This window comes from Kitasatospora saccharophila, assembly GCF_039529925.1.
GTDB classification, from domain to species: domain Bacteria; phylum Actinomycetota; class Actinomycetes; order Streptomycetales; family Streptomycetaceae; genus Kitasatospora; species Kitasatospora saccharophila.
The window spans coordinates 1-21336 of the sequence record NZ_BAAANS010000056.1; the positions used below are offsets into that span (position 1 = coordinate 1).

Here is a 21336-nt window from a genome sequence, read left to right on the forward strand (position 1 = left end):
GCTCGATCACAGCCCACTGAGCATCCGTCAACGACGAGTCATACGACGGCTTGCAGACACAGACGCACATGGCGGCGATCATCGCGGACACCCGACCGCGAAGATCACCGCCAGTGGATCACGCCACGCAGTTGATCAATTACCCCACACTTTCTCAGCGGCGGCTGGCTGATGTGCAGGCGGCGGGCGGCCCGGCCGAAGTGCAGTTCCTCGGCGACCGCCACGAAGTACCGCAGGGTCCGTAGCTCCACGCTGCGACGATACCCATCCGGTATCGGCCGTGCGGAACGGGTCTTGGACAGCCGCCCGGCCCCGGCGGTGGACTCGTCCGAGCGCGGCCGGTCAGGTCCGCGCCACCGACGGGCCCGCGCAGCGGTGTCCCCCCACGGACGGGAACCATGGAAATCGCCTACTGGATCGTCGCCGGGCTGCTCGCCCTCCTCTACCTCTACGGGGGCGCGCTCAAAGTGCTCCGCAGCCCCGACCGGCTCCGCCCGATGATGGCCTGGGTCGACCGCGTCCCGCCGCCCGTCCTACGCACCCTGGGCACCCTCGAACTCCTCGGCGCCGCGGGCCTGCTGCTGCCCCCGCTGACCGGCACCGCGCCCTGGCTCGCCCCGGCCGCCGCCACCGGCCTCCTCCTGCTCCAACTCGGCGCCATCCCGGTCCACCTGACCGGTGGCGACCGCCGGATCGGCCTCAACCTCGCCCTCCTGGCCGCCGCGGCCGCGGCCCTCTGGCTGTCCGTCGGCTAGCGGGCGCGGCCCGGCAGACCACCTGCGGGGCTGCGCGGTAGTGCGCTCCCCGGGCACAGGAGCTTCCGGTCGCCTCCCTGACCCGCGAGGAGTTCCCCGGGCCTCGGCGCGGCCGCTCGGTGCAGGCGGCGAACGGAGACCTCCCGTCCGGTGCGTCGGCTGCCCTCCCGCTCATGAACGCTCGCATCCGCTCCGCACCGGGCCGGGCGCCGAGGAGGCGTTCCCCGGCCCCGGACCCGACCTCGAAGTGGGAGGCCGTTCGGGGGCGGGCCGCCGCCGTCTTCGACCTCGGGGCCAGGCTGCCCGCGCAGGTCTTCCGGGGGCTCGCGGACGAGGCGGTGTTCTGCGAGTTCGACGTGCTGCTCACCCCGGACGCCGGGCCGGCGCTCGCCGCGCTGGCCAGGTCGCACGGCGACCGGCAGGTCGACCTGCTCGTGGTCGAGGGGGCGGGCGTCGCCGAACCGGTGCTGTCGCTGTCCGTCGACGCCACGGCGGACGACTACTGGGCGGAGGTCGGGTTCGACGCGGTCCGGGATCCCCTGGAGTCGGTCACCGTCGCGGCCCGGGTCGTCGCGCTGACCGGCCCCTCCGGCCGCTGGGGGTGCCGGGGCGAACGCGACCCGGAGGTCGCCGTCCTGCGGGGCCTCCCGGACGGGGGCGCCCGGGACGACTGGAGCCTCCGGTACGGGCCTTGCCTCGGCGCGGCCGACGCGCTGGCGCACTGGCTGCCGGTGACCTTCCGCGGGCGGCACGTCCCCGACGCCCACGCCGCCGAACTGTCCGCCAACTACGGTGCGCGGCAGGGGAGCCGCGGTCGTCCGGGCTGAGGGGGAAGGCCGCTCCCGGCGCCGTCCACCGGGCGCCCCGGGGGCGTCGGTGCCGGTTCGGGTGCGATCGCTACGATGCCCGGATGCCGGCCCTCCCGCGGCGGATACCCGCCGCGGGTATCCGCCGCTCCTCCCGCCCGGTCGCCCGAGTTCGACCTGCTGGTCGCCTTCCCCGACCTGGCCGCGCTGCGCGACTCCGTCCGGCACTCGCGCCGGGAGGAAGTGGAGGCGTTCTTCGCGGCGCTGACCGGCCCGGCCGACCGGGCCACCGCGATCGAGGTCGTCGCCGAGACCCGGAGGCCGGAGGGTTCCTCCAGCGGACGGCGGACGCGCACCCCGGCAGCACGTTGCCACGGGTGCCGCAGGGCGGCCACTACATCCACCTGGCGTGGGAGGCCCGCGGCGGCGGCCTGGCCAAGGACGTCTCGGCGGATGGCGTCGCGGCGGAGGGCGTCGCGGCCTTCCACCGGCGTCTCGGCATCGCCGACAAGCTCCTCGGCCGGGTCGTCTCCGAGGACCCGGGCACCACCGACGCCCGGCGGCTGCGGCTGAACGTCTCCCGCGGCCTCCAGCAGGGCGCCGACCGGACCAGGGACCACTACCTGGGGCTGGCCGCCCACGACCCGCACGACTACGTCGCGCAGTCCCGGTTGCTCCAACCACCGCTGCCCAAGTGGGGCGGCTCCTGGGACGAGGCGTTCGCCTTCGCCCGGCAGTGCCGCCTCGTCGCGGAGCCGGGGAGCCTCAACCCGGTCGTGCTGGCCCAGGCCCACCTCGAACGCCGGCTCAACGTCGGCGGCGAGAAGGACCCGGCCCACCTGCGCCGTCCCGAGGTCCGCGACGAACTGGCCGGTGCCGCGCGGGAGTCCGTGCTCCACCCCGGTTTCCGCGGCGGCTACCGCTCGGTCGAGGCGCACGGCCACTTCGCGGCCGTCTTCGGTTCCGCCGGGGAACACGCCCTGGCCGCCCCGCACTTCCGGGCCCTCAACGGCTACGCTGGCGAGTTCCCCTGGGCCCTCCTGCGCTCCCTCACCAGCCTCGGCAGGGGCACCGCCTACAAGCGGCTGCGCCGCCGCGCCGCGAGGGCCGGCGGGTGAGACCGCGGCCGGTGGGCCCGGGCCGGGAAGTACGGGAAAAAATGGGTTGGACGGGCGGCGGCGGGTTGCTACTGTTCGGATCGCCGTGAACGGAAACGAGGAGGTGAGTTCCCCATGAGAGCTGGATCGAGGCGGGTGCTCCCCCCTTCCCCCACGGTGTAACGACTGACACAGGTGTCGTCGGGAGCGCCCGCGTGAGAACGCAAGCACTCCTGAAAGGCGAAAGCCGATGAACACCACCGTGCAGATCACCCGGGTCGGCGAGACCCAGTGGCAGGCCGTGACCGATGACGTGGTCGTCGGCCACGGCGACTTCTCCCAGCGTCCCGACGGGCGCCGCTTCGTGAGCATCGACGTGTGGGACGACGCGGCCTTCGCGCCGCTGGCCACCGCGATGCTCGCCGCCCTGCCCGCCCCGCTCCGCACCCTGGTCGCGGGGGGCGACACCGCGCTCGCCGCCCACTGGGAGCGGGCCGGGTTCGTTCCCGAACGGCAGGAGTGGGAGTACGAGCTGTCCACCGCGGGGCGGGACGGGCGCCCCGCCCCCGGGGTCACGATCCTGCCCGCCGGCACGGCCGACGAGGCCGAACTGCGGCTGCTAGAGCGGCAGATCCGGGCCGAGGTCGAGGCGTCCTCGGGTTGGTACAGCATGCCCGCGGAGGTTCGACCCGGCCCGCCGGGGGACACTCTGATCGACCCGTCCCTGTACGCCGTCGCCGTCCACGAAGGCCGGTACGCGGGCCTGGTCCGGGTGGTCCGCCGCGGTCGCGGTCCCGCCCGGGTCGGCCTGCTCGCCGTCCGCGCCGCCCACCAGCGGCAGGGCATCGGCCGCTCCCTGCTGGCCCACGCCCTGCACGTCCTGCACGAAGCCGGGACCGGCACCGCCCGGGCCGAGGTGGACCGCTCCCGCACCGCCGCCACCGCCCTGCTGGAGGGCCTCGGCGCCGAACGGACCGGTCACCTCCTGCACCTGATCCACCCCTGACCGCGAACCCCGCTCCTCCGTCCCCCTTCCCGTCGAAGAATCGAGATCCCTTGCCACGTGTCGCGAAGGGCCTTGAGCTTGAGGGCACCGTCCTCGAGTGCCTGCGGAACGCCACCTTCAAGGTGGAACTGCAGAACGGCCACCAAGTACTCGCCCACATCAGCGGAAAGATCCGCAAGAACTACATCAAGATCCTCCCGTTCGACCGCGTCCTGGTCGAACTCAGCCCGTACGACCTGACCAGGGGCCGCATCCTGTTCCGCTACCGCAACTGACCCCGGGTCAGGCCCGTCCCTCCGGCCCGCCCCGCTGCCGCGTCCCCGCCGGCAGCGCGGCGCGGGCGCGCTCCCGGCCGGGGCGACCGGCCGGGCGGGCGGCCGGCCAGCAGGGCGGCCAGCAGGGCCGGGAGGGCGTGCACGGAGCGGATGCGGTGCGCCGGCGGGACGTCGGCGGTGCCGGCCGGGTCGACCAGCAGGGCGGGGATGCCCGCGCGGCGCGGGCCGTGGTAGTCGGGGCCGGCGGAGTCGCCGATGAACCAGGCGTCGGCGGGGGAGAGGCCGAGGCGCTCCAGGGCGGTGCGGTAGATCGACGGGTGCGGCTTGCGGTGCCCGGTGTCCACCGACAGCACCACGGCGTCCATCAGTTCCAGCACGCCCAGCCGGGCCAGCAGGTCGGGCACCATGGTCGGGCTGTGGGTGTTGGAGACCACCGCCAGCCGGCACCGTCCGGACAGTTCGCGCAGCAGCTCGGCGACGCCCTCGAAGGGCCGGATCGCGCTGCCCCACTCCGCCAGGTACGCGGCCACGAACCCCGCCACCTGACTGCCCGTCGGCGCGGCGGGCAGCGCCTCGGCGAGGAACGCGGCGGCCACCTCGTCCACCGAGAACTCGCGCTCGTCCGCCGCCGTCTCCCGGTCGAACCGCGCCGTGGTGGCCGACCAGGCGGACAGGAAGCCGGCGTAGTCCAGGGCGGCGCCGAACTCCCGCAGCAGGGCGTGCGAGCGCGGGTAGCCCTGCTCGGTGCGGCTGGGCGAGTAGTCCACCAGGGTGCCGAAGAAGTCGAACAGCAGGTGCGAGGGGCGGCGGAGAGCATCCATTGCCGGAGTCTGCCGGGCCGACCGGACGCCCGCCCGCCGAAGCGCCGGAGTGTGGGACACCGCACATCGGGGCGGTGCGCGTTGCCCCGGCCGCGCGCCGGGTGGAAGAGTGCCGGGCATGGTGGCAGACGCGCAGGTCAGCGGAGCGGAAGCGGCTCCGGAGCGGGTGTTCGACTGGCTGGACGAGGCCGCGGCCGTCCGTGACGCGGCCGGGCTGACCAGGCGGTTGCGCAGCCGGCCCGCCGAGGACCCGGTGCTCGACCTGGCCTCCAACGACTACCTCGGCCTGACCCGGCACCCCGCCGTCACCGCTGCCGCCGCCGGGGCCGCGCTCCGCTGGGGCGGCGGCGCGACCGGCTCCCGGCTGGTCACCGGCACCACCGAGGCGCACACCGCGCTGGAACGCGAACTCGCCGAGTTCTGCGGCTACCAGGCCGCGCTGGTGTTCTCCTCCGGCTACACCGCCAACCTCGCCGTGCTCACCGCGCTCGCCGGACCGGACACCCTGATCGTCTCCGACGCCCACAACCACGCCTCGCTGATCGACGGCTGCCGCCTCGCCCGGGGCCGGGTCGCCCGCGCCGCGCACTGCGACCCCGCCGCGGTGCGCGAAGCCCTCGCCGCCCGCAGCGAACCCCGCGCCCTGGTGGTCACCGACTCGGTGTTCTCCGTCGACGGCAACGCCGCCCCGCTCGCCGGACACCTCGCCGCCGCCCGCGCGCACGGCGCCGCGCTGGTCATCGACGACGCGCACGGCCTGGGCGTGCTCGGCCCCGGCGGCGCGGGCGCCGGAGCCGCCGCCGGCATCGCCGGGCAGCCCGACGTGGTCGCCACCGCGACGCTCTCCAAGTCCCTCGGTTCCCAGGGCGGCGTCGTCCTCGGCCCCGAACGGGTCGTCCGCCACCTGGTCTCCGCGGCCCGCACCTTCATCTTCGACACCGGCCTCGCCCCCGCCGCCGTCGGCGCCGCCCTGGGCGCGCTGCGCCTGCTGCGCGCCGAACCCGGCCGGGCCGCCGACGCCCTGCGGGTGGCCCGCGAACTCGCCGACCGGCTCGCCGAATCCGGCCTGGACGCCTCCGCCCCCGACGGCGCCGTGGTCTCGGTCCGCGCCGACGACCCCGAGCACGCCGTGCGCTGGGCCGCCGCCTGCCGGGACGAGGGGCTGGCCGTCGGCTGCTTCCGCCCCCCGTCCGTCCCCGACGGCGTCCCGCGCCTGCGGCTCACCGCCCGCGCCGACCTGACGGCCGACCAGGTCGCCTTCGCGGTGCAGGTGGTGCTCAAGACCCGCTGAGCGGTGCCGGGCGGGCGGGGCCGCCCGCCCGGACCAGGGGGCCGGTTCAGCCGAAGAGGACCTGGTCGACCGTCCAGAACGCCGAGTTGGTGCCGGTGTAGCGGAACTGGAACCGGGCCGTCGAGGCCCCCGCCGGGACGGCCACCTCCAGGTGCTCCACCGTGTTCAGGTCGGCCCGGTAGGACTTCACCAGCTGCGCGGCGCCGCCGTCGAAGGACACGTACACGTCGCCGGTCTGCGGGCCGTCGACCTTGTAGTCGGTCGCGAAGGAGAGCGTGCCGCGGGTGCGGCCCGCCACCGAGTAGGCCGGGCTGACCAGCGTCGAGTCGAACGGGCCGGTGCCGTGCGACTTGTCGTCCCACTCGTCGGAGTCGGCGACCGCGAACACGTTGCGGGCCCGGACGTTGGTCTCCCGGCTCTGGCCCAGCTGGGCCGCCGTCCAGAACTCGTCGGTGGCGAACGCCCAGCCGCGCCACTCGGTGACGCCGCCGGTGGGCATCCGCGAGTTGTCGATCGACCAGCCGGCCGGCGGGGTGCGGGTGAAGCCCTTGACCGTCGAGCCGATGCCGGTCTCGTCCACCCGGGTCTGCAGGCTCGGGCGCAGCGCGTCGAACTCGTCCGGCACGATCTCGTCCACCGGCTTGCCGTCCAGGCCCCAGGCCGGGTCGATCGGCGCGCCCTGGTGCTTGAGCACGGTCGGCGCGATGTCCACCGGCTTCACGTCGTAGCGGTGCGCCCCGGCGGCGTAACCCCGGCCGCCCAGGACCATCCAGGTCTGCCGCTCGTTGGCGCTGTTGCCGCCGTGGCCGCCCGCGTCGGTGTGGCCGTGGTCGGTGGTGACCACGATCAGCCAGTCCTCCGCGGCGTACGTGGCGCGGGACTTCAGCGCGGTCAGCACCTGGCCGACCAGCCCGTCCGCGCCGTGGATCGCCGCCAGGTACTGGCTGGACGCGCCGCCGTACGAGTGCCCGGCCTCGTCCACCTCGTCGAAGTGCAGGAACACCGAGTCCGGGTTGCCGTGCGCCAGGTAGTCGGCGGCGTCCGAGGCGGTCTTGGCGTCGTTCTCGCTCTCCGGGATCCGCAGGTCGGCGGTGCCGTTGAAGACGTTCGCGGTGATCGGGTTCCAGGAGCCGATCACCAGCGTCGAGTTCGCCGGGTCGGCGCTCTCCAGCCGGCTCGCGTAGTCCGGGTACAGGTCGAAGCGCGAACCGGTGAAGTTGTTGTCCAGCACCCTGTGCTTGTCCGGCCACACGCCCGTCGCGATGGTCGACCAGCCCTGCCCGGACAGGGTCGGTGCCAGCGGGTTCGCGTACAGGTCGGAGGTCGCCGTGGTGCCCGAGGCGATCAGCGCCTTCAGGTTCGGCGCGTCCGCCGCCAGCAGCTTGTCGTACCGGGTGCCGTCGATGCCGATCACCAGCGTCTTGGCCTGCTTGCTGCCGTTCGGCAGGCCGTTGTACGCGCCGGTGGCGGCCACCGCGGACGAGCCGCCCAGCGGTACCAGCGCGGCCGCGACGACGGCCGCCGCGGAGAGGGAAAGGGCCATGGTGGAACGGGAGTTGCGCACGGGGGCTCCCAACGGGAAAGCGAAGCGGTGCGGTTGCACCGGCAACCGAGGATGGGCCGGGCGGGCAGCGGCGAACCCGCACCGAGTCCACGGTTGTATGAACAAGCGTCAAAATTCAGTCCAGACCGGTTATCGATCCGTGATGGTTCGTCGGCGCCCCGAAAGCACCCCGGACCGGCGGGCCGAGGAGGGGCGCAGGAAGGGCGGGGGAGAGCGGGGGAGAGCGGGGGAGAGCGGGGGAGGGCGGGACGGACGGGCGCGGGCCGCTCGGTACCCTGGCGCGGTGAACCACGGCACCCCCCGCGCCCCCCTCGCCCCCGCCCGGTCGGGCGTCCCCGAGCACGGCCGGGTGCCCAAGTACTACCTGGTCAAGACCCGGCTCGAAGGACTCGTCGGCGAACTGGGCCCGGGCGGACGACTCCCCACCGAGGCCGACCTGGCCGAACGCTACGGCGTCGCCCGCGCCACCGTCCGCCAGGCCCTGCGCGAACTGCTGCTCGAAGGGCGGCTGCGCCGCCAGGGCCGCGGCACGGTGGTGGCCGAGGCCAAGATCGAACAGCCGCTGTCGCTGGCCAGCTACACCGAGGGCGTCACCCGCCGGGGCCTGCGCCCCGGCCGCACCCTGATCGCCCTGGACCGGCAGCCCGCCGACCCCGCACTGGCCGAACGCCTCGCCGTCCCGCCCGGCGAACCGCTCTGGCACCTCGAACGCGTGCTGCGCGCCGACGAGGAGCGCGTCGGCCTGGAGTCCACCTACCTGCCGGTGGCCCGCGTCCCCGGACTGGCCACCGAGTTCGACCCGGCCGGATCGCTCTACGGCCACCTGCGCGAACGCGGCGTCCACCTCGCCGGAGCCGAGGAGCGGATCGAGACCGTGCTCGCCACCCCGCGCGAAGCCCTGCTGATCGGCACCCCGCCCGCCCTGCCGATGCTGCTGCTGCACCGCCGCAGCCGGGACGCCGACGGCCGCCCGCTGGAACTCGTCCGCACCCTCTACCGGGGCGACCGGTTCAGCTTCACCCTCGACCTGACCGCGCCCACCACCGACTGACCGGCCCCGCCGCCCCCGCTGCCCCGGTCGCCCCGCCGGTTCCGCCGCCCCGGTCGGCTCAGAGCGCCGACACCAGCAGCAGGAGCACCAACAGCGGCGCACCCCAGGCCAGTCCGCGCAGCACCCCGCGCCGCACGGTGTCCTCGGCCGGCAGTCGCAGGCGCGGCGCCGCCGGGCCCGCAGCCTCCGCGCCGGACGCGCCGGACGCGGCGGCGCGCTGCGGGGCCAGCGGCAGGCCCATCCGCACGCCCGCCGTGGCCAGCGCGGGCGCCAGCAGCGTGGAGGCCAGCCACAGCGGGTAGAGGAAGCCCGGATCCCGCTGGGAGACCGGGTCGTGGGACGAGGCGGGCGCGATCTCCGCGACCGGCCAGGCCAGCAGCGCCACCAGCGCGCCGAACAGCAGCGCCAGCGCCGCCCCCGCCCACACCGCGCCCACCGGACGCGAACGGTACTTCGGCGTCACCGTCCGCAGCAGGCTCCCCGCCAGCACCGCCGTCCCGTAACCGGCGAACACCGCCAGCCCGTCCCCGCGCAACGCCCCGCGCAGCCCGTCCGCCCACGACGCCCCGTCCGCCGCCGCCCCGAACCCCCACCCGCCGGCCGCCGCCGCCAGGACCAGGACCACCGCCCCGGGGGCCGCCGTCCGCGCCGCCGGCCCGTCCGTCGCCGTACCGCCCACTGCCGTGCCGTTCACCATGGCCGGCACGCTACAGCCGCCCCCGGCCCGGCCGGGCGGCGGCCCCGAAGCCCCGGCGCCCGCGCGGACCGGGAGCGCGACGGTCGCCTTGCCGAACGCGGCTCCCGGCGGGCGGGCCCGGTCCGGAACGCCTCGCGGGCCCGCCCGGAAGGGCGAGGACGGCCGGACCACCGCAGCGCTCCGGCGCAGCACCGCCGGGGGCGCCGCCGAGCACCGCCGCAGGGTACGCCGACCCGGCCCGTCCGCCGGGCTGCTGCGTGCTCGACGGCGCGACCAACGCCAGCGACGCCGCCCGGGAGGTCCGCGAGGAGCTGCGGGCCCGCCGCGAGGGCACCGAGCACGCCGTCGCGGCCGAGATCGCCGCCGTCGCCGGCCTGCTCCCGCCCCGGGCCCGGGAGGAGGCGGACGGCCCGGCCGCCTCCTCCGCCGCCGTCGTCCGGGGCACCTCCGCCCAGGCCCGCGACGGCGCCGACCGCGCCACCCTGGAGCGGGTCGCCGAACTCGCCCGGCGGGCCTGGCCGTCCGAGTCCAATGAGGGGCCAAGGGCCGGAGGGGCGCCGGGGAGGGGCACGGCGGGGCGCTCCGCCGGGGCGTGACATGGGGCTCGCGCGCCCGCCGCGTCCCCCGGGCGCCGACCGGGTCCGCCGCGCGCTGACCGCGCGCCCACCGCGCTGACCGCGCGCCCACCGCGCCGCCCGGGCGCCCACCGCGCCGCCCGGGCGCCCGGGCGTTTGGGCCCGCCCGGGCCCCGCGCAGGGGCGGGAGTGGTCAGGGGCGGACGGCGACGGCGCCGTAGCAGGAGGCGCCGGCGTCGGTGATGTGCTCGGTGTCGTCCTCGGCGTCGGGGGAGGGGTTCCAGCGGGGGGTGGCGACGATGCCGGGGTCGAGGACGTCCCAGCCGGTGAAGAAGCGGCCGAACTCCTCGCTGGTGCAGGCCGCGACGGGGGTGCCGGCCGCGGTGTAGACCTGGATCAGCCGGGCGGTCTCGTCGGGGGCGAAGTCGGGCGTGAGGTGGGTCATCACCAGGGCGGAGCCGCTGGGCAGCCGGGACTTGAGGCGCTCGGTGATCCGGTGCGCCTCGTCCGGGACGAAGTGCAGCAGGGCGTTCATGCTGAGCGCGATCGGCCGGTCGAAGTCGAGGGTGCGGGCGGCGGCCTCCAGCAGGGCGTCGGGTTCGCGCACGTCGGCCTGGACGTAGGCGGTGACGCCCTGTTCGGTGCCGCGCAGCAGGGCCTGGGCGTGCAGCAGCACGATCGGGTCGTTGTCGGCGTAGACCACCGCGGCGTCCGGCGCGGTCCGCTGGGCGACCTCGTGCAGGTTCGGGGAGGTGGGGATGCCGGTGCCGATGTCGAGGAACTGGCGGATGCCCGCCTCGGCGAGCCGGCGGGTGGTGCGGCGCATGAAGGCGCGGTTGGCGCGGGCGGCGGAGCGGGCGTAGGGGAAGACGGCCAGGGCGCGGCCGGCGGCCTCCCGGTCGGCCGGGAAGTTGGTGGTGCCGCCCAGGTAGAAGTCGTACATGCGCGCCGAGTGCGCCAGGTGGATGTCGAGGCTGACCTCGACCCCGTCGGTCCGCTCGCCTGCCGTCGTCATGGTCTCCCCCTGATCGTCCGTCACTGCGCTCCCACTATGCCCACACGGGCGAACGGACAGGCAAGGGTGCGGGACCGGTCCGGTGCGGTGGTCGGCGAAACGGTCGGAAGCGGTCGTTGGACGGTCAGGAACGGTCATCGCCCCGGATGGGCAGGTTTTCGGCTAGAGCGACTTATGTCTGATCTTGAAACCTCTTGTGCCGGATTAGCATCTCGGTACCTGATGCGTCTTAATGTTCTTCCAGGGGACGTGAGTTCCCGCGGCGGCGCCGTGCCGGCCGTCGGCCCGGTACCGCTGGGGAGGAGTTGGGCACGTGACGTCACAGGGCAACGAGTTTGCTCCCCGCGCGAACGGGGACGGCCCCGAAAGTGACTGGACGGTGGGGGACCGGCACCGCCTGACGTTCGACGCGTTCTGCGACACCCACCACCGGACGTGGTCCGGCTTCGCGGGCACCCGCCTGCACGACGGCGCCGCGCGCGAGGCGGTGGAGACCGCGAAGGGCCGGGTCTGGCGGGAGTGGCCGCGGATCCTGCGCGAGGAGTTCCCGGCGTTCCAGGCGTGGACGATCCTCAAGGAGGAGGTCGGTGCGGCCCTGCTGCGGCGGATGATGGACGGCGAACCGCCGCCCGCGCCGGGGCTGGTCCCGCGCTGGGTGCGCGCGGTGCGGGTCGCCGCCGAGCGGGCGCACCACCTGCCGGAGACCGGCGCGAGCCACGAGCGGTTGTACGCTGCGCTGTGCGGACTGTCCGAACGGCGCCACGACGTCGTGGTGCTGCGCTACCTGCTCGGCCTGACGGACACCCAGATCGCCGACTGCCTGGCCACCACGGAGGCCAACGTGCGCTCCACCGCGGGCCAGGCCCTCGACCGGCTGGCCGCCGCGCTCGGCGGCCACCGCGAGCGGCACCGGTGAGCGGTCGGCACCGACGGAGAGGCGGCACCGATGAGCGGGCAGCAGGGATGAGCGGGCGGCACGGATGAGCGAGGAGCACCGATGAGCGCCGGACGCGACGGCCTCCACTCGCCCACCCGGACGTCCCGGCCGCGCCCCGACGACACCGGCGTGTCCTGGGAGCGGCTGCTGACCGCCCCGCGCCCCTTCCCCTCCGAGCACCTGCAGGCCGCCCACGAACTCGACCTCGCCACCAGCCTGTTGCTGGCGATGCCGACCGCCGCCGCCTCGCTGGACCTGCTCGTCAACGACCGCCGGATCCACCCCGAGGGCGCCCTCGTCCTGGGCGCCCTGCTGCACGCCGCGCACCACCGCGAGGGCGCCCAGTTCTGGTGGCAGTTCGCGGCCGGCGCCGGCTCCTACACCGCCGCGTCCTGCCTGAGCCTGCTGCACCGCAGCCTCGGCGAGTTCCTGGACGCCGAGGTCTGGCGCCGCCAGGCCGAGGCGCTGGCCGCCGGTCCCCGCCCCCCGCAGCGGGTGCTCGGCTTCCGGGACGCGCTGCTCCCGGCCGGGGTGCTGCCCGAGCTGCTCGCGCTGTGCCACGAAGGGCTGGACGTGAAGCTCCCGCCCCGGCTGGCCGCCGTGATCCACCAACTCCCGGTCGCCTGCGACGACCCCGAGTACGGCGAACTGCCGCAGGTCAGCAGCACCCTGGTCCGCGACCTGGCCAGGTGAGGCCCCGGCCCGCGCTCAGTACTGCCGGATCACCCGCTCGCCCTCGCCGACCGGCTCCTCGAAGGCGTCGAAGTAGCGCCGCAGGGTCTCCGCGGAGACGGTGACGCTGTTGGCGTCCTCGCGCCGGTTGCGGACCGCGAGGCGGCGCAGCAGGACCGGCAGTTCGGCCCGCAGCCGCACCAACTCCCAGCGGCAGCCGTGCCGTTCGACCAGCGCCTTGTAGCGCTCCCGGGTGCTCCGCCGCCAGAAGCTGTAGTCGACCACCACCGGGCGGCGGGCCTCCAGCAACCGGACGAGCTCCTGCCACAGCTCCTCCTCGGCCTCCGCCTTGAGCCGCTCGTACACCGCCGGGTCCAGCAGCGCCGCGTCCCGCCCGATCCGGGCCCACACCACCTCGTCGATCGACAGCCGGACGAAGCCGCGCCGCTCCAGCGCCTTCGCGCAGGTGCTCTTGCCCGAGCCGGGCAGCCCGCACATCAGCACGACCAGGCCGGGCTCCGTCCCGTCCAGGTCCGGCAGCAGTTCCGCTTCACGCACTCCGTCCACTCCGTCCACGCCGTCCACGCCGTCCACCCTAGGACGCCCGGGCCGGCGCCGGACACCCGTTTTCGCAGCCGTACCGCACCCTCGTCCACGAAGGGCCGGACGTACGGGTGCACCGGCCGGCCGACCGGGGCGCCGGGGGTTTCGGGCGGTGTGCGAAACATTGCAACGGGCCCGTGAAAAGCGTGCGTTGTCTGCCCGCAGCCGATTGCGGGCGGCCGCGGCGCGCCCGTAGGTTCACCGTCAGCGCGCCGCGCACGATCCGCCGGCCGGGGACGCCCGCCGACTCGCACCGCCTGCCGCCACTCCTCCGGTGACTCCAGCGAAAGGGCACGCACACCATGAGTCGGAACCCCGAACCTCCCCGCGAAGAAATGAAGTTGGGCCGCCGCGGCTTCCTGGCCGGCGCCGCCTCGGTGGCCGCCGCCACCGCGCTGCCGCTGGGCCTGGGCGCCGGGAGCGCCGCCGCCGCGGCCGGCGCCCGGCCCAACATCCTGGTGATCCTCACCGATGACCAGCCCAAGCAGACCGAGTGGGCCACCCCGAAGACGGTGGACTGGCTGGTCGGCCACGGCGTGCGGTTCACCTCCGGGCACGTCACCACGCCGCTGTGCGCGCCCTCCCGCTCGTCGATCTTCAGCGGGAAGTACGCCCACCACCACGGCGTCCGCGACAACGGCCACCCGTACAACCTCGACCAGCACGACACGATCCAGCGGGCGCTCCGCCAGGCCGGGTACCGCACCGGCCTGTTCGGCAAGTACCTGAACGCCTGGCAGCCGGCCGACAACCCGCCGCACTTCGAGGAGTGGCTGCTGTCGGACCCGGTGGTCTACAACGACGGGCAGTACAACGACAACGGCACCGTGCACACCATCCCCGGCTACTCCACCTCGGTCATCCGCGACCGCGCGCTGGCCTTCCTCGACAAGGCCGCCACCGACACCCGCCCCTGGTTCGCGTTCGTCGCGCCGAAGGCCCCGCACGCGCCGAACACCCCCGAGCCCAAGTACGCCGACACGACCGTCCCGGTCTGGAACGGCCGCCCGTCGGTCGACGAGGCCGACCGCAGCGACAAGCCCGCGTGGATCCAGAACTCCACCGGCACCCTCGCCACCGGACGCCAGGTGCGGGCCAACCAGCTGCGCACGCTGCTCTCGGTGGACGACGCGGTGCAGGCGATCCACGACAGGCTGGCCGCGCTCGGGCAGCTGCAGAACACCCTGGTGGTCTACCTCGGTGACAACGGCTACACCTGGGCCGACCACGGCTGGTCCAAGAAGTCGGTGCCCTACCTGCCCTCCGTCGAGGTGCCGTTCTACGTCTCCTGGCCGGCCGGCGGCCTCGGCGCGGGCAGCCCCGCCGACCACCGGATCGTGGCCAACATCGACATCGCCCCCACCGTCCTGGAGGCCGCCGGGATCACCCCCGACTGGGCGGTCGACGGACACTCGCTGCTCGGCCCGTACAGCCGCGACCACCTGCTGGTCGAGTGGTGGGAGCAGGGCCCCCACCAGGCCGGGAGCCCGCACACCTGGTCCTCCTACCTGTCGAGGACCGAGCAGTACACCGAGTACTACAAGCTGCACACCGATGCGGACGGCCTGCCCGTCGGCACCGGCGAGGTCGCCTTCCGGGAGTACTACGACCTGGACGCCGACCCGTACCAGCTGGTCAACAAGCTGTACCAGGCCACCCCGGCCCAGGAGCAGGCGCTCGGCGTCCCGGCCCTCGCGGCCACCCTCAACGCCGAGCGCACCGCCTGACCCATCCCCCGCGACACCCCTCCGAGCCCCGGCCGGTCGTCTCCCCGGCGACCGGCCGGACCCCGTACCCCCCGCGAAGAAGAGGCCGCCATGCTCTCCTGCTGCACCCCCGGGCACGAGCCCGCCGACCTCGGCCCGTCCGTACCGACCCCGCTGCCCACCCTGCCCGTCCTGACCCTGGAAGCCGCGCCCCCCGCGCCCCCGGCGGCTGCCGCGCCCCCCGCGCCCCCGGCGCCTCCCGCCGCCCCGGCCCTCTCGCCCGCCGCGCTGCGGGCCGCCCGCGGGCTGCTGGCGCTGCCCGGCGGGGCGTTCCTGATGGGCGGTCAGGACCCGGACGGCGTCCCGGGGGACGGCGAGGGCCCGGTCCGCGAGGTGCGGCTCACGCCGTTCGCGATCGCCGCGACCACCGTCACCAACGCCGAGTTCGCCTCCTTCGTCCGGGAGACCGGGTACGTCACCGACGCCGAGCGGTTCGGCTCCAGCTTCGTCTTCGAGGGCTTCCTCACCGACCGGGTGCGCGCCGCCTCCCCGCAGGTCGCCGCCACCCCGTGGTGGCGGGCCGTCGAGGGCGCCAGCTGGCGCGCCCCCGAGGGCCCCGGCAGCGACTTCGCCGCCCGCCAGCAGCACCCCGTGGTGCACGTCTCCTGGAACGACGCCCGGGCGTACTGCGCCTGGTCCGGCACCCGGCTGCCCACCGAGGCCCAGTGGGAGTACGCCGCGCGCGGCGGGGCGGTCGGCACCCGCTACCCGTGGGGCGACGAACTCGCCCCCGGCGGAAGGGAGATGCTCAACATCTGGCAGGGCGACTTCCCGACCCGCAACGTCGGCCGGCACCGCTCCACCGCCCCGGTCCGCTCCTACCGCCCCAACGGCCACGGCCTCTACAACGTGCTCGGCAACGTGTGGGAGTGGTGCGCCGACCGGTTCAGCCCCGACCACCACCGCCCGGACACCCCCGCCACCCGGCAGGACCCGCTCGGCCCGCCCACCGGCCCCGCCCGGGTCATGCGCGGCGGCTCCCACATGTGCCACGCCTCCTACTGCAACCGCTACCGGCTGGCCGCCCGGTCCGCCAACACCCCCGACAGCTCCAGCGGCAACATCGGCTTCCGGATCGCCCGTTGAGCACGTGCCCGGGGTGACGGGCACCGGCCGGCCGCACGTCGGAAGGGTTCCCCGGGGGAGGGGACGGCGCACCCTTGACCGGCCCTTGCCGGGTCGGCGAGGGCATGTCGCGGAGGTGCTCCGCGGTCCTAGCGTCCTGCCGCCGAGCTGAAACCGGCCACGACGCCACACCCCATCGGCGTCGCCGGCCGTCCCCCATCAACCCCGGCTCGGTGGGAGGAAACCCGATGAACCGCAAGACCGCTCTGGCGGCAGCTGTTGCGGCCGCCCTCACCCTGGGCACCGTGGCAGTGGCGAGTTCCCAGTCCCCCGCACTGGCCAGCGGCACCACCGCGAACGGTGCCGGGTACCAGGCGATGACCGCGCTGGGCCGCGCCACGGTGATGGAGCAGGCGGAGAAGGAGGCCAAGGGGCTCGCCAAGAGCCTGGGCCTCGGCGCGGACGAGCGCCTGCTGCCCAAGGACGTGATGGTCGACAACGACGGTTCCCGGCACGTGCGCTACGACCGCACCTACCGCGGGCTGCCGGTGGTCGGCGGCGACCTGGTCGTGCACTACGCGAAGAACGGCAAGCCCACCTCGACCACCTGGGCCCACGAGGGCGCGATCAAGGTGGCGGGCGTGACGCCCAAGCTGACCGGCAAGGACGCCTCGGCCACCGCCGTGCGCAGCGCCAAGCACGTCAAGCAGGCCCGCACCACCAACCTCGACACCAGCCAGCTGGTGGTCTGGGCGGTCGGCAAGGTCCCGGTGCTGGCCTACCGCAACACCGTCACCGGCGCCGGCGAGGCGGGCGCCGACTCCCGCGAGGCGGTCCTGCTGGACGCCGCCAGCGGCGCGGTGCTCGACCAGTACGAGGTCAACCAGACCATCTCCGGCACCGGCAACGGCGTCAACGTCGGCCAGGTCTCCATCGAGACCAGCCAGGGCGGCAGCGGCTACACGCTGACCGACGCGCTGCACGGCTCCACGGTCGTCTACGACTCGTACAACAGCCCGCAGTCGAACCCGGCGCAGAACGCCCGGACCTTCTCCAAGTCGTCCAACTCCTGGGGCAACGGCTCCACTTCGAGCCGGGAGAGCGCCGCCGTCGACGCCTCCTACGGCCTGGCGAAGACCTGGGACTTCTACAAGAACACCTTCAACCGCTCCGGCATCCGCAACGACGGCCGCGGCGCCCCCGCGTACGTGCACGTGGACAACCAGCTGCTGAACGCGTTCTACGACGACTCCTGCTTCTGCATGTCCTTCGGCGACGGCTCCTCGCAGAACGGCAACACGCCGCTGACCGCACTGGACGTCTCCGGCCACGAGATGAGCCACGGCGTCACCGCCGCCACCGCCAACCTGAACTACTCCGGCGAGTCCGGCGGCCTCAACGAGGCGACCTCCGACATCTTCGGCACCATGGTCGAGTTCTACGCCAACAACGCCACCGACCCCGGCGACTACTACATCGGCGAGAAGCTCCGGATGGGCAACGGCTACCTGCGCCGGATGGACAACCCGGCCGCCGACGGCTCCTCGCTGTCCTGCTACAGCAGCCGGGCCGGGCAGGTCGACGTGCACTACTCGTCCGGCATCGCCAACCACTTCTTCTACCTGACCGCCGAGGGCACCGGCGCCAAGACCATCGGCGGCCTGCCGCACAACGGCACCCCGTGCAACGGCGACACCTTCAGCGGCATCGGCAAGGACAAGGCCGCGGCGATCTGGTACCGCGCCCTGTCCACCTACATGACCTCCACCACCAACTACTCCTCGGCGCGCACCGCGACCCTGCAGGCCGCCTCCGACCTGTACGGGGCGAACTCGCAGGAGCGGTACATCGTCTCCAAGGCGTGGGCCGCGGTCTCGATCGGCACCGCGCTGCCCGACCCGGGCGGCAACCAGTCGCCCACCCCGTCGCCGACCTCCTCGCCGACCTCCTCGCCCACCGGCAACCCCAACCCGGGCAACGCGCTGGTCAACGGGAACTTCGAGCAGGGCGCCACCGGTTGGACCCAGAGCGCCAACGACATCACCAACTCCACCCAGCAGGCCGCGCACGGCGGCTCCTGGTACGCCTGGATGATGGGCTACGGCTCCGCCGCCAGCGAGACCCTCTCGCAGAGCAGCGTCGCGGTGCCCACCGGCAGCCCCAAGCTCACCTTCTGGCTCAAGGTCACCACCCAGGAGTCCGGCTCCACCGCCTACGACACCCTGAAGGTGAACGTCAACGGCCAGACCGTGGCGACGTACTCCAACGCCAACGCCTCCGCCGGCTACGTGCAGAAGACCGTCGACCTGAGCGCCTTCGCGGGCCAGACCGTCAGCCTCTCCTTCACCGGCCAGGAGGACGCCTACCTGTCCACCGTCTTCCTGCTCGACGACGTCAGCGTCGGCTGACGGAGGTTCCCTGAAGGCCCCAACGATCAAGCCTTAAAAGGGACTTAACAGCGACTCGCGAGGGTGTCGTGTTCATGCGACACCCTCGCGCAGCCGGTTCCGAGACGGCACACTGACCGCCATGACCGGCATCCTCCCCGGCCCGACCGGACCCGCCACCACCCCGGCGGACCCGACCGAGCCCCCACTCGTCGACCGCACCCACCTGCTCGCCGAGATCCGGGCCGCGCTCACCGCCACCGGCGGCGTCCTGCTGCACGGGCCGGCCGGGATCGGGAAGACCGCACTGCTCGACGCACTCGCCCAGGAGGCCGGTCCGGCCGGCGGGACCGTCCTGCGCAGCAGCCCCACCGCCGCCGAGGCGGACCTGCCGCACCTCGCCCTGATCGACCTGCTCGGCGAAGCCCTCCCCGGCCTCGCCGAGGAACTGCCCGACCACCTGCGCCAGGCCCTGGAGTGCGCGCTGCTGCACCGCGCCCCCCAACCCGGCACCCCCACCGACCCGTTGGCCGTCCGGGTGGCCGTCCTGGAAGCCCTGCGCCGGCTCGCCCAGCGCGGCCCCGTGCTCGTCCTGCTCGACGACACCCAGTGGCTCGACGAAGCCAGCCGCCAGGTCATCGCCTTCACCGCCCGCCGGCTCACCGACCGCCGGGTCCGCTTCGCCGTCACCGAACGCACCGAACGCACCGAACACGCCGACGCCGCACCCGAGATGGGCGCACTCTGCCCGCCCGCCGCCCGCGAGATCGCCGTCGGACCGCTCGGCGAACGCGGCACCGGCGCCCTGCTGCGCGAACGCCTCGACCTGCGCCTCAGCGGCCTCACCCTCACCCGGGTGCACACCGTCAGCGGCGGAAACCCCTACTACGCCCTGGAGTTGGGCCGCTCACTGGCCGCCGGCGGCAGCGAGAGCGCACTCGCCGCCGACCCCGCCCGCCCGCTCGACGTCCCGCACCGGCTGCGCGCCCTGGTCTCCGCCCGGCTCGGCGAACTCCCGGACGCCGCACGGCAGTCGCTCACCGTGCTGGCCGCCGCCCGGACCGGCACCGGCCTGCCCGACACCGTCACCGAGCCGCTCGCCGCCGCCCGCCGGCACGGCATCGTCCAGCCGACCCCCGCCGGCACGCCCCAGTTCAGCCACCCCCTGATCGCCGAAGTCGTGCTCGCCGACGCCACCCCCGCCGCCCTGCGCGAGGCCCACCGGCTGCTCGCCGACCTCGCCGCCGACCCGGTCGAACAGGTCCGCCACCAGGCCCTCGCCGCCGACGCCGCCGACCCGCAGCTCGCCTCCCGGCTGCACCGCGCCGCCGACACCGCACTCACCCGCGGCGCCCCCGGCACCGCCGCCGAACTGCTCCGCCTCGCCGCCGACCACACTCCCGACCCCGACGCCGCCGGACGCCGCCTGCTCGCCGCCGCCCGCAACGCCGCCGCCGCCGGACTGCCCGACCTCGCCCGCGCCTGCGGCGAACGCCTGGAGAGCGCCCCCGCCGCCGACGTCCGGGTGCACGCCCGGCTGCTGCTCGCCCGGCTGCTCGGCCCCGACCACCCCGGCGCCGAACCCCTGCTCGCCGCCGCCGCCGAGGACACCGGCGGCGACCCCGCGCTCACCGCCGCCGTCCACCAGGAGCGCGCCGTCCGCGCCCTGCACCGCGGCGACCGGGCCGAAGGGCTCGCCGAACTCGCCACCGCCGAGAAGCACGCCGACCAGGCCGACGACCCCGACCTACTGGTCGAACTCCTCGCCCAGCGCGCCCCGTTGACCCTGCTCACCGACCCCGCCCTCGGCCTGGCCCAACTCGAACGCGGCTGCCGCCTCGCCGCCGGACGGCCCCCCACCGCCGCCGCCGTGTTCTGCCGCGAAGGACTCGCCGTCGCCGCCCTGCGCAGCGGCGACCTGCCCCGCGCCGTCGCCGAGGTCGAAGCCCTGCGCGCCGAGGTCGAAGCCGCCGGCCGCACCGAGGACCTCGCCGACGTCCTCTACATCTCCGCCTCCGTCTACGAACGCGCGGGCCGCTGCACCGAGGCGTACGCCGCCGGCCGCGCCGCCCACGACCTGCGCGAACGCATCGAACCCAGCCCCGGCCCGGCCCGGGTGCTCGGTGGCGCCGCCGAACTCAACGGCGGCACCGCCGACCGCGCCGCCCACCTGCTGGACTCCGCGATCCGCGCCGCCGAGAACGACCACGACCGCGAATGGCTCGCCTACGCCCACGGACTGCGCGGCCGGGTCGAACTCCTGCGCGGCAACCACCCGGCCGCCGCCGAACACCTCACCCAGTGCCAACTCCTGCTGCGCCGGATGGAGTTCACCGACCCCTCCCTCTTCCTGGTGGACGCCGACCTGGCCGAGGCGCTCGCCCTCTCCGGCCGCCCCGAGGAGGCCGCCGCCACCCTCGCCGACGCCCGCGAACGCGCCACCCGGCTCGGCCGCGAGGTTCTCACCCTCGGCCTGCACCGGGCCGAAGCCCACCTAGCCGCCGCCACCGACCCCCGCCGCGCCGCCGACACGCTGCGCGCGCTGCTCCCCGACACCCACCCCTACCCGCTCGAAATCGCCCGCGCCCACCTCGCGCTGGGCGCCCTGGAGCGCCGGGCCCGCCGCCGCGCCGCCGCCCGCACCGCCCTCCAGGAGGCCCACGCCCGCTACGCCGCCGCCGGCTGCCTGCCCTGGCAGCAGCACACCGCCGCCGCCCTGGCCGCCCTCGACGCCCTGGAGGCCGACCCCACCCCCATGCAGCAGCAGATCCTCGCCCTGATCCGCTCCGGCGCCACCAACCGCGAGATCGCCGCCCGCCTGCACCTCTCGGTCAAGGCCGTCGAGGCCAACCTGACCCGCCTCTACCGCCAGTACGGGGTCCGGGGCCGGGCCGAACTGGCCCGCCACCGGGACTGACCGGCCGCCACCGCAAGTGCCGGCCGGACGTCACCG

19 protein-coding genes and 1 pseudogene are annotated in these 21336 nt (G+C 75.0%); 14 read left to right on the forward strand and 6 right to left on the reverse strand.

Translation table 11 applies throughout. The features are described 5' to 3' along the window. Window positions 1-155 precede the first annotated feature (155 nt). A pseudogene (locus tag ABD345_RS31205) lies at window positions 156-275 on the reverse strand (LysR family transcriptional regulator); the annotation flags it as partial. A gap of 123 nt (window positions 276-398) precedes the next feature. Here ABD345_RS31205 and ABD345_RS31210 point away from each other — a divergent pair. The 5 genes from ABD345_RS31210 to infA all read left to right on the forward strand — a co-directional run bounded on the left by ABD345_RS31210 (window position 399) and on the right by infA (window position 3939). Continuing rightward, window positions 399-755 (forward strand): DoxX family protein, encoded by a 357-nt coding sequence (locus ABD345_RS31210; RefSeq protein ID WP_344557051.1) that lies wholly within the window; start codon window positions 399-401, stop codon window positions 753-755. A gap of 173 nt (window positions 756-928) precedes the next feature. After that, window positions 929-1582 carry a hypothetical protein gene (locus tag ABD345_RS31215; RefSeq protein WP_344557054.1) on the forward strand — a complete coding sequence of 218 codons (654 nt, stop codon included), beginning with the start codon at window positions 929-931 and terminating at the stop codon, window positions 1580-1582. Between the two features lie 356 nt (window positions 1583-1938). Further along, entirely contained in the window at window positions 1939-2679 is a 741-nt protein-coding gene (locus ABD345_RS31220) for a hypothetical protein (protein ID WP_344557056.1), read from the forward strand. A 229-nt stretch (window positions 2680-2908) separates the two neighbouring features. Next, the gene (locus tag ABD345_RS31225) at window positions 2909-3664 is read left to right on the forward strand and encodes a GNAT family N-acetyltransferase (RefSeq protein WP_344557058.1); all 756 of its coding nucleotides are present in this window, start codon (window positions 2909-2911) and stop codon (window positions 3662-3664) included. Between the two features lie 50 nt (window positions 3665-3714). Beyond that, window positions 3715-3939, forward strand: a complete 225-nt coding sequence (gene infA, locus ABD345_RS31230) for a translation initiation factor IF-1 (RefSeq protein ID WP_014140224.1) — start codon at window positions 3715-3717, stop codon at window positions 3937-3939. Here the strand turns inward: infA and ABD345_RS31235 are convergent. Further along, on the reverse strand, window positions 3927-4760 hold the full coding sequence (locus tag ABD345_RS31235; protein WP_344557060.1) for an HAD family hydrolase: 834 nt from the start codon (window positions 4758-4760) through the stop codon (window positions 3927-3929). The two genes, infA and ABD345_RS31235, sit on opposite strands and share 13 nt — an antisense overlap. Before the next feature lie 118 nt (window positions 4761-4878). On the opposite strand from ABD345_RS31235, the gene ABD345_RS31240 reads away from it, so the two are divergent. After that, window positions 4879-6051 (forward strand): 8-amino-7-oxononanoate synthase, encoded by a 1173-nt coding sequence (locus ABD345_RS31240; RefSeq protein WP_344557061.1) that lies wholly within the window; start codon window positions 4879-4881, stop codon window positions 6049-6051. A 46-nt stretch (window positions 6052-6097) separates the two neighbouring features. On the opposite strand, the gene ABD345_RS31245 is transcribed toward ABD345_RS31240, so the two are convergent. After that, entirely contained in the window at window positions 6098-7594 is a 1497-nt protein-coding gene (locus ABD345_RS31245; RefSeq protein WP_344557062.1) for an alkaline phosphatase family protein, read from the reverse strand. A gap of 304 nt (window positions 7595-7898) precedes the next feature. Here ABD345_RS31245 and ABD345_RS31250 point away from each other — a divergent pair, with 304 nt between their 5' ends. Further along, window positions 7899-8666: a GntR family transcriptional regulator gene (locus ABD345_RS31250; protein WP_344557063.1), complete on the forward strand. Its 768-nt coding sequence runs from the start codon at window positions 7899-7901 to the stop codon at window positions 8664-8666. Between the two features lie 58 nt (window positions 8667-8724). On the opposite strand, the gene ABD345_RS31255 is transcribed toward ABD345_RS31250, so the two are convergent. Further along, entirely contained in the window at window positions 8725-9363 is a 639-nt protein-coding gene (locus ABD345_RS31255; protein WP_344557064.1) for a hypothetical protein, read from the reverse strand. 257 nt (window positions 9364-9620) lie between these two features. On the opposite strand from ABD345_RS31255, the gene ABD345_RS31260 reads away from it, so the two are divergent. Further along, a complete protein-coding gene (locus ABD345_RS31260; RefSeq protein ID WP_344557065.1) occupies window positions 9621-9959 on the forward strand; it encodes a hypothetical protein in 339 nt (112 codons plus the stop codon). A gap of 172 nt (window positions 9960-10131) precedes the next feature. Here ABD345_RS31260 and ABD345_RS31265 read toward each other — a convergent pair whose 3' ends face one another. Beyond that, a complete protein-coding gene (locus tag ABD345_RS31265; RefSeq protein WP_344557066.1) occupies window positions 10132-10953 on the reverse strand; it encodes an SAM-dependent methyltransferase in 822 nt (273 codons plus the stop codon). A gap of 313 nt (window positions 10954-11266) precedes the next feature. Between ABD345_RS31265 and ABD345_RS31270 the strand changes: the two genes are divergently transcribed. Next, entirely contained in the window at window positions 11267-11869 is a 603-nt protein-coding gene (locus ABD345_RS31270; protein WP_344557067.1) for an RNA polymerase sigma factor, read from the forward strand. 81 nt (window positions 11870-11950) lie between these two features. After that, window positions 11951-12583: a hypothetical protein gene (locus ABD345_RS31275; protein ID WP_344557068.1), complete on the forward strand. Its 633-nt coding sequence runs from the start codon at window positions 11951-11953 to the stop codon at window positions 12581-12583. Window positions 12584-12598: 15 nt separating this feature from the next. Here ABD345_RS31275 and ABD345_RS31280 read toward each other — a convergent pair whose 3' ends face one another. Then, window positions 12599-13120 carry a P-loop nucleotide/nucleoside kinase family protein gene (locus ABD345_RS31280; RefSeq protein WP_344557069.1) on the reverse strand — a complete coding sequence of 174 codons (522 nt, stop codon included), beginning with the start codon at window positions 13118-13120 and terminating at the stop codon, window positions 12599-12601. A 380-nt stretch (window positions 13121-13500) separates the two neighbouring features. Between ABD345_RS31280 and ABD345_RS31285 the strand changes: the two genes are divergently transcribed. From ABD345_RS31285 to ABD345_RS31300, 4 genes are all read left to right on the forward strand, one after another. Further along, window positions 13501-14892 carry a sulfatase family protein gene (locus ABD345_RS31285; RefSeq protein ID WP_344557071.1) on the forward strand — a complete coding sequence of 464 codons (1392 nt, stop codon included), beginning with the start codon at window positions 13501-13503 and terminating at the stop codon, window positions 14890-14892. 90 nt (window positions 14893-14982) lie between these two features. Then, window positions 14983-16017, forward strand: a complete 1035-nt coding sequence (locus tag ABD345_RS31290) for a formylglycine-generating enzyme family protein (protein ID WP_344557072.1) — start codon at window positions 14983-14985, stop codon at window positions 16015-16017. Window positions 16018-16244: 227 nt separating this feature from the next. Then, on the forward strand, window positions 16245-18404 hold the full coding sequence (locus ABD345_RS31295) for a M4 family metallopeptidase (RefSeq protein ID WP_344557073.1): 2160 nt from the start codon (window positions 16245-16247) through the stop codon (window positions 18402-18404). Window positions 18405-18525: 121 nt separating this feature from the next. Next, window positions 18526-21300, forward strand: a complete 2775-nt coding sequence (locus ABD345_RS31300) for an ATP-binding protein (RefSeq protein ID WP_344557074.1) — start codon at window positions 18526-18528, stop codon at window positions 21298-21300. Window positions 21301-21336: the final 36 nt, after the last annotated feature.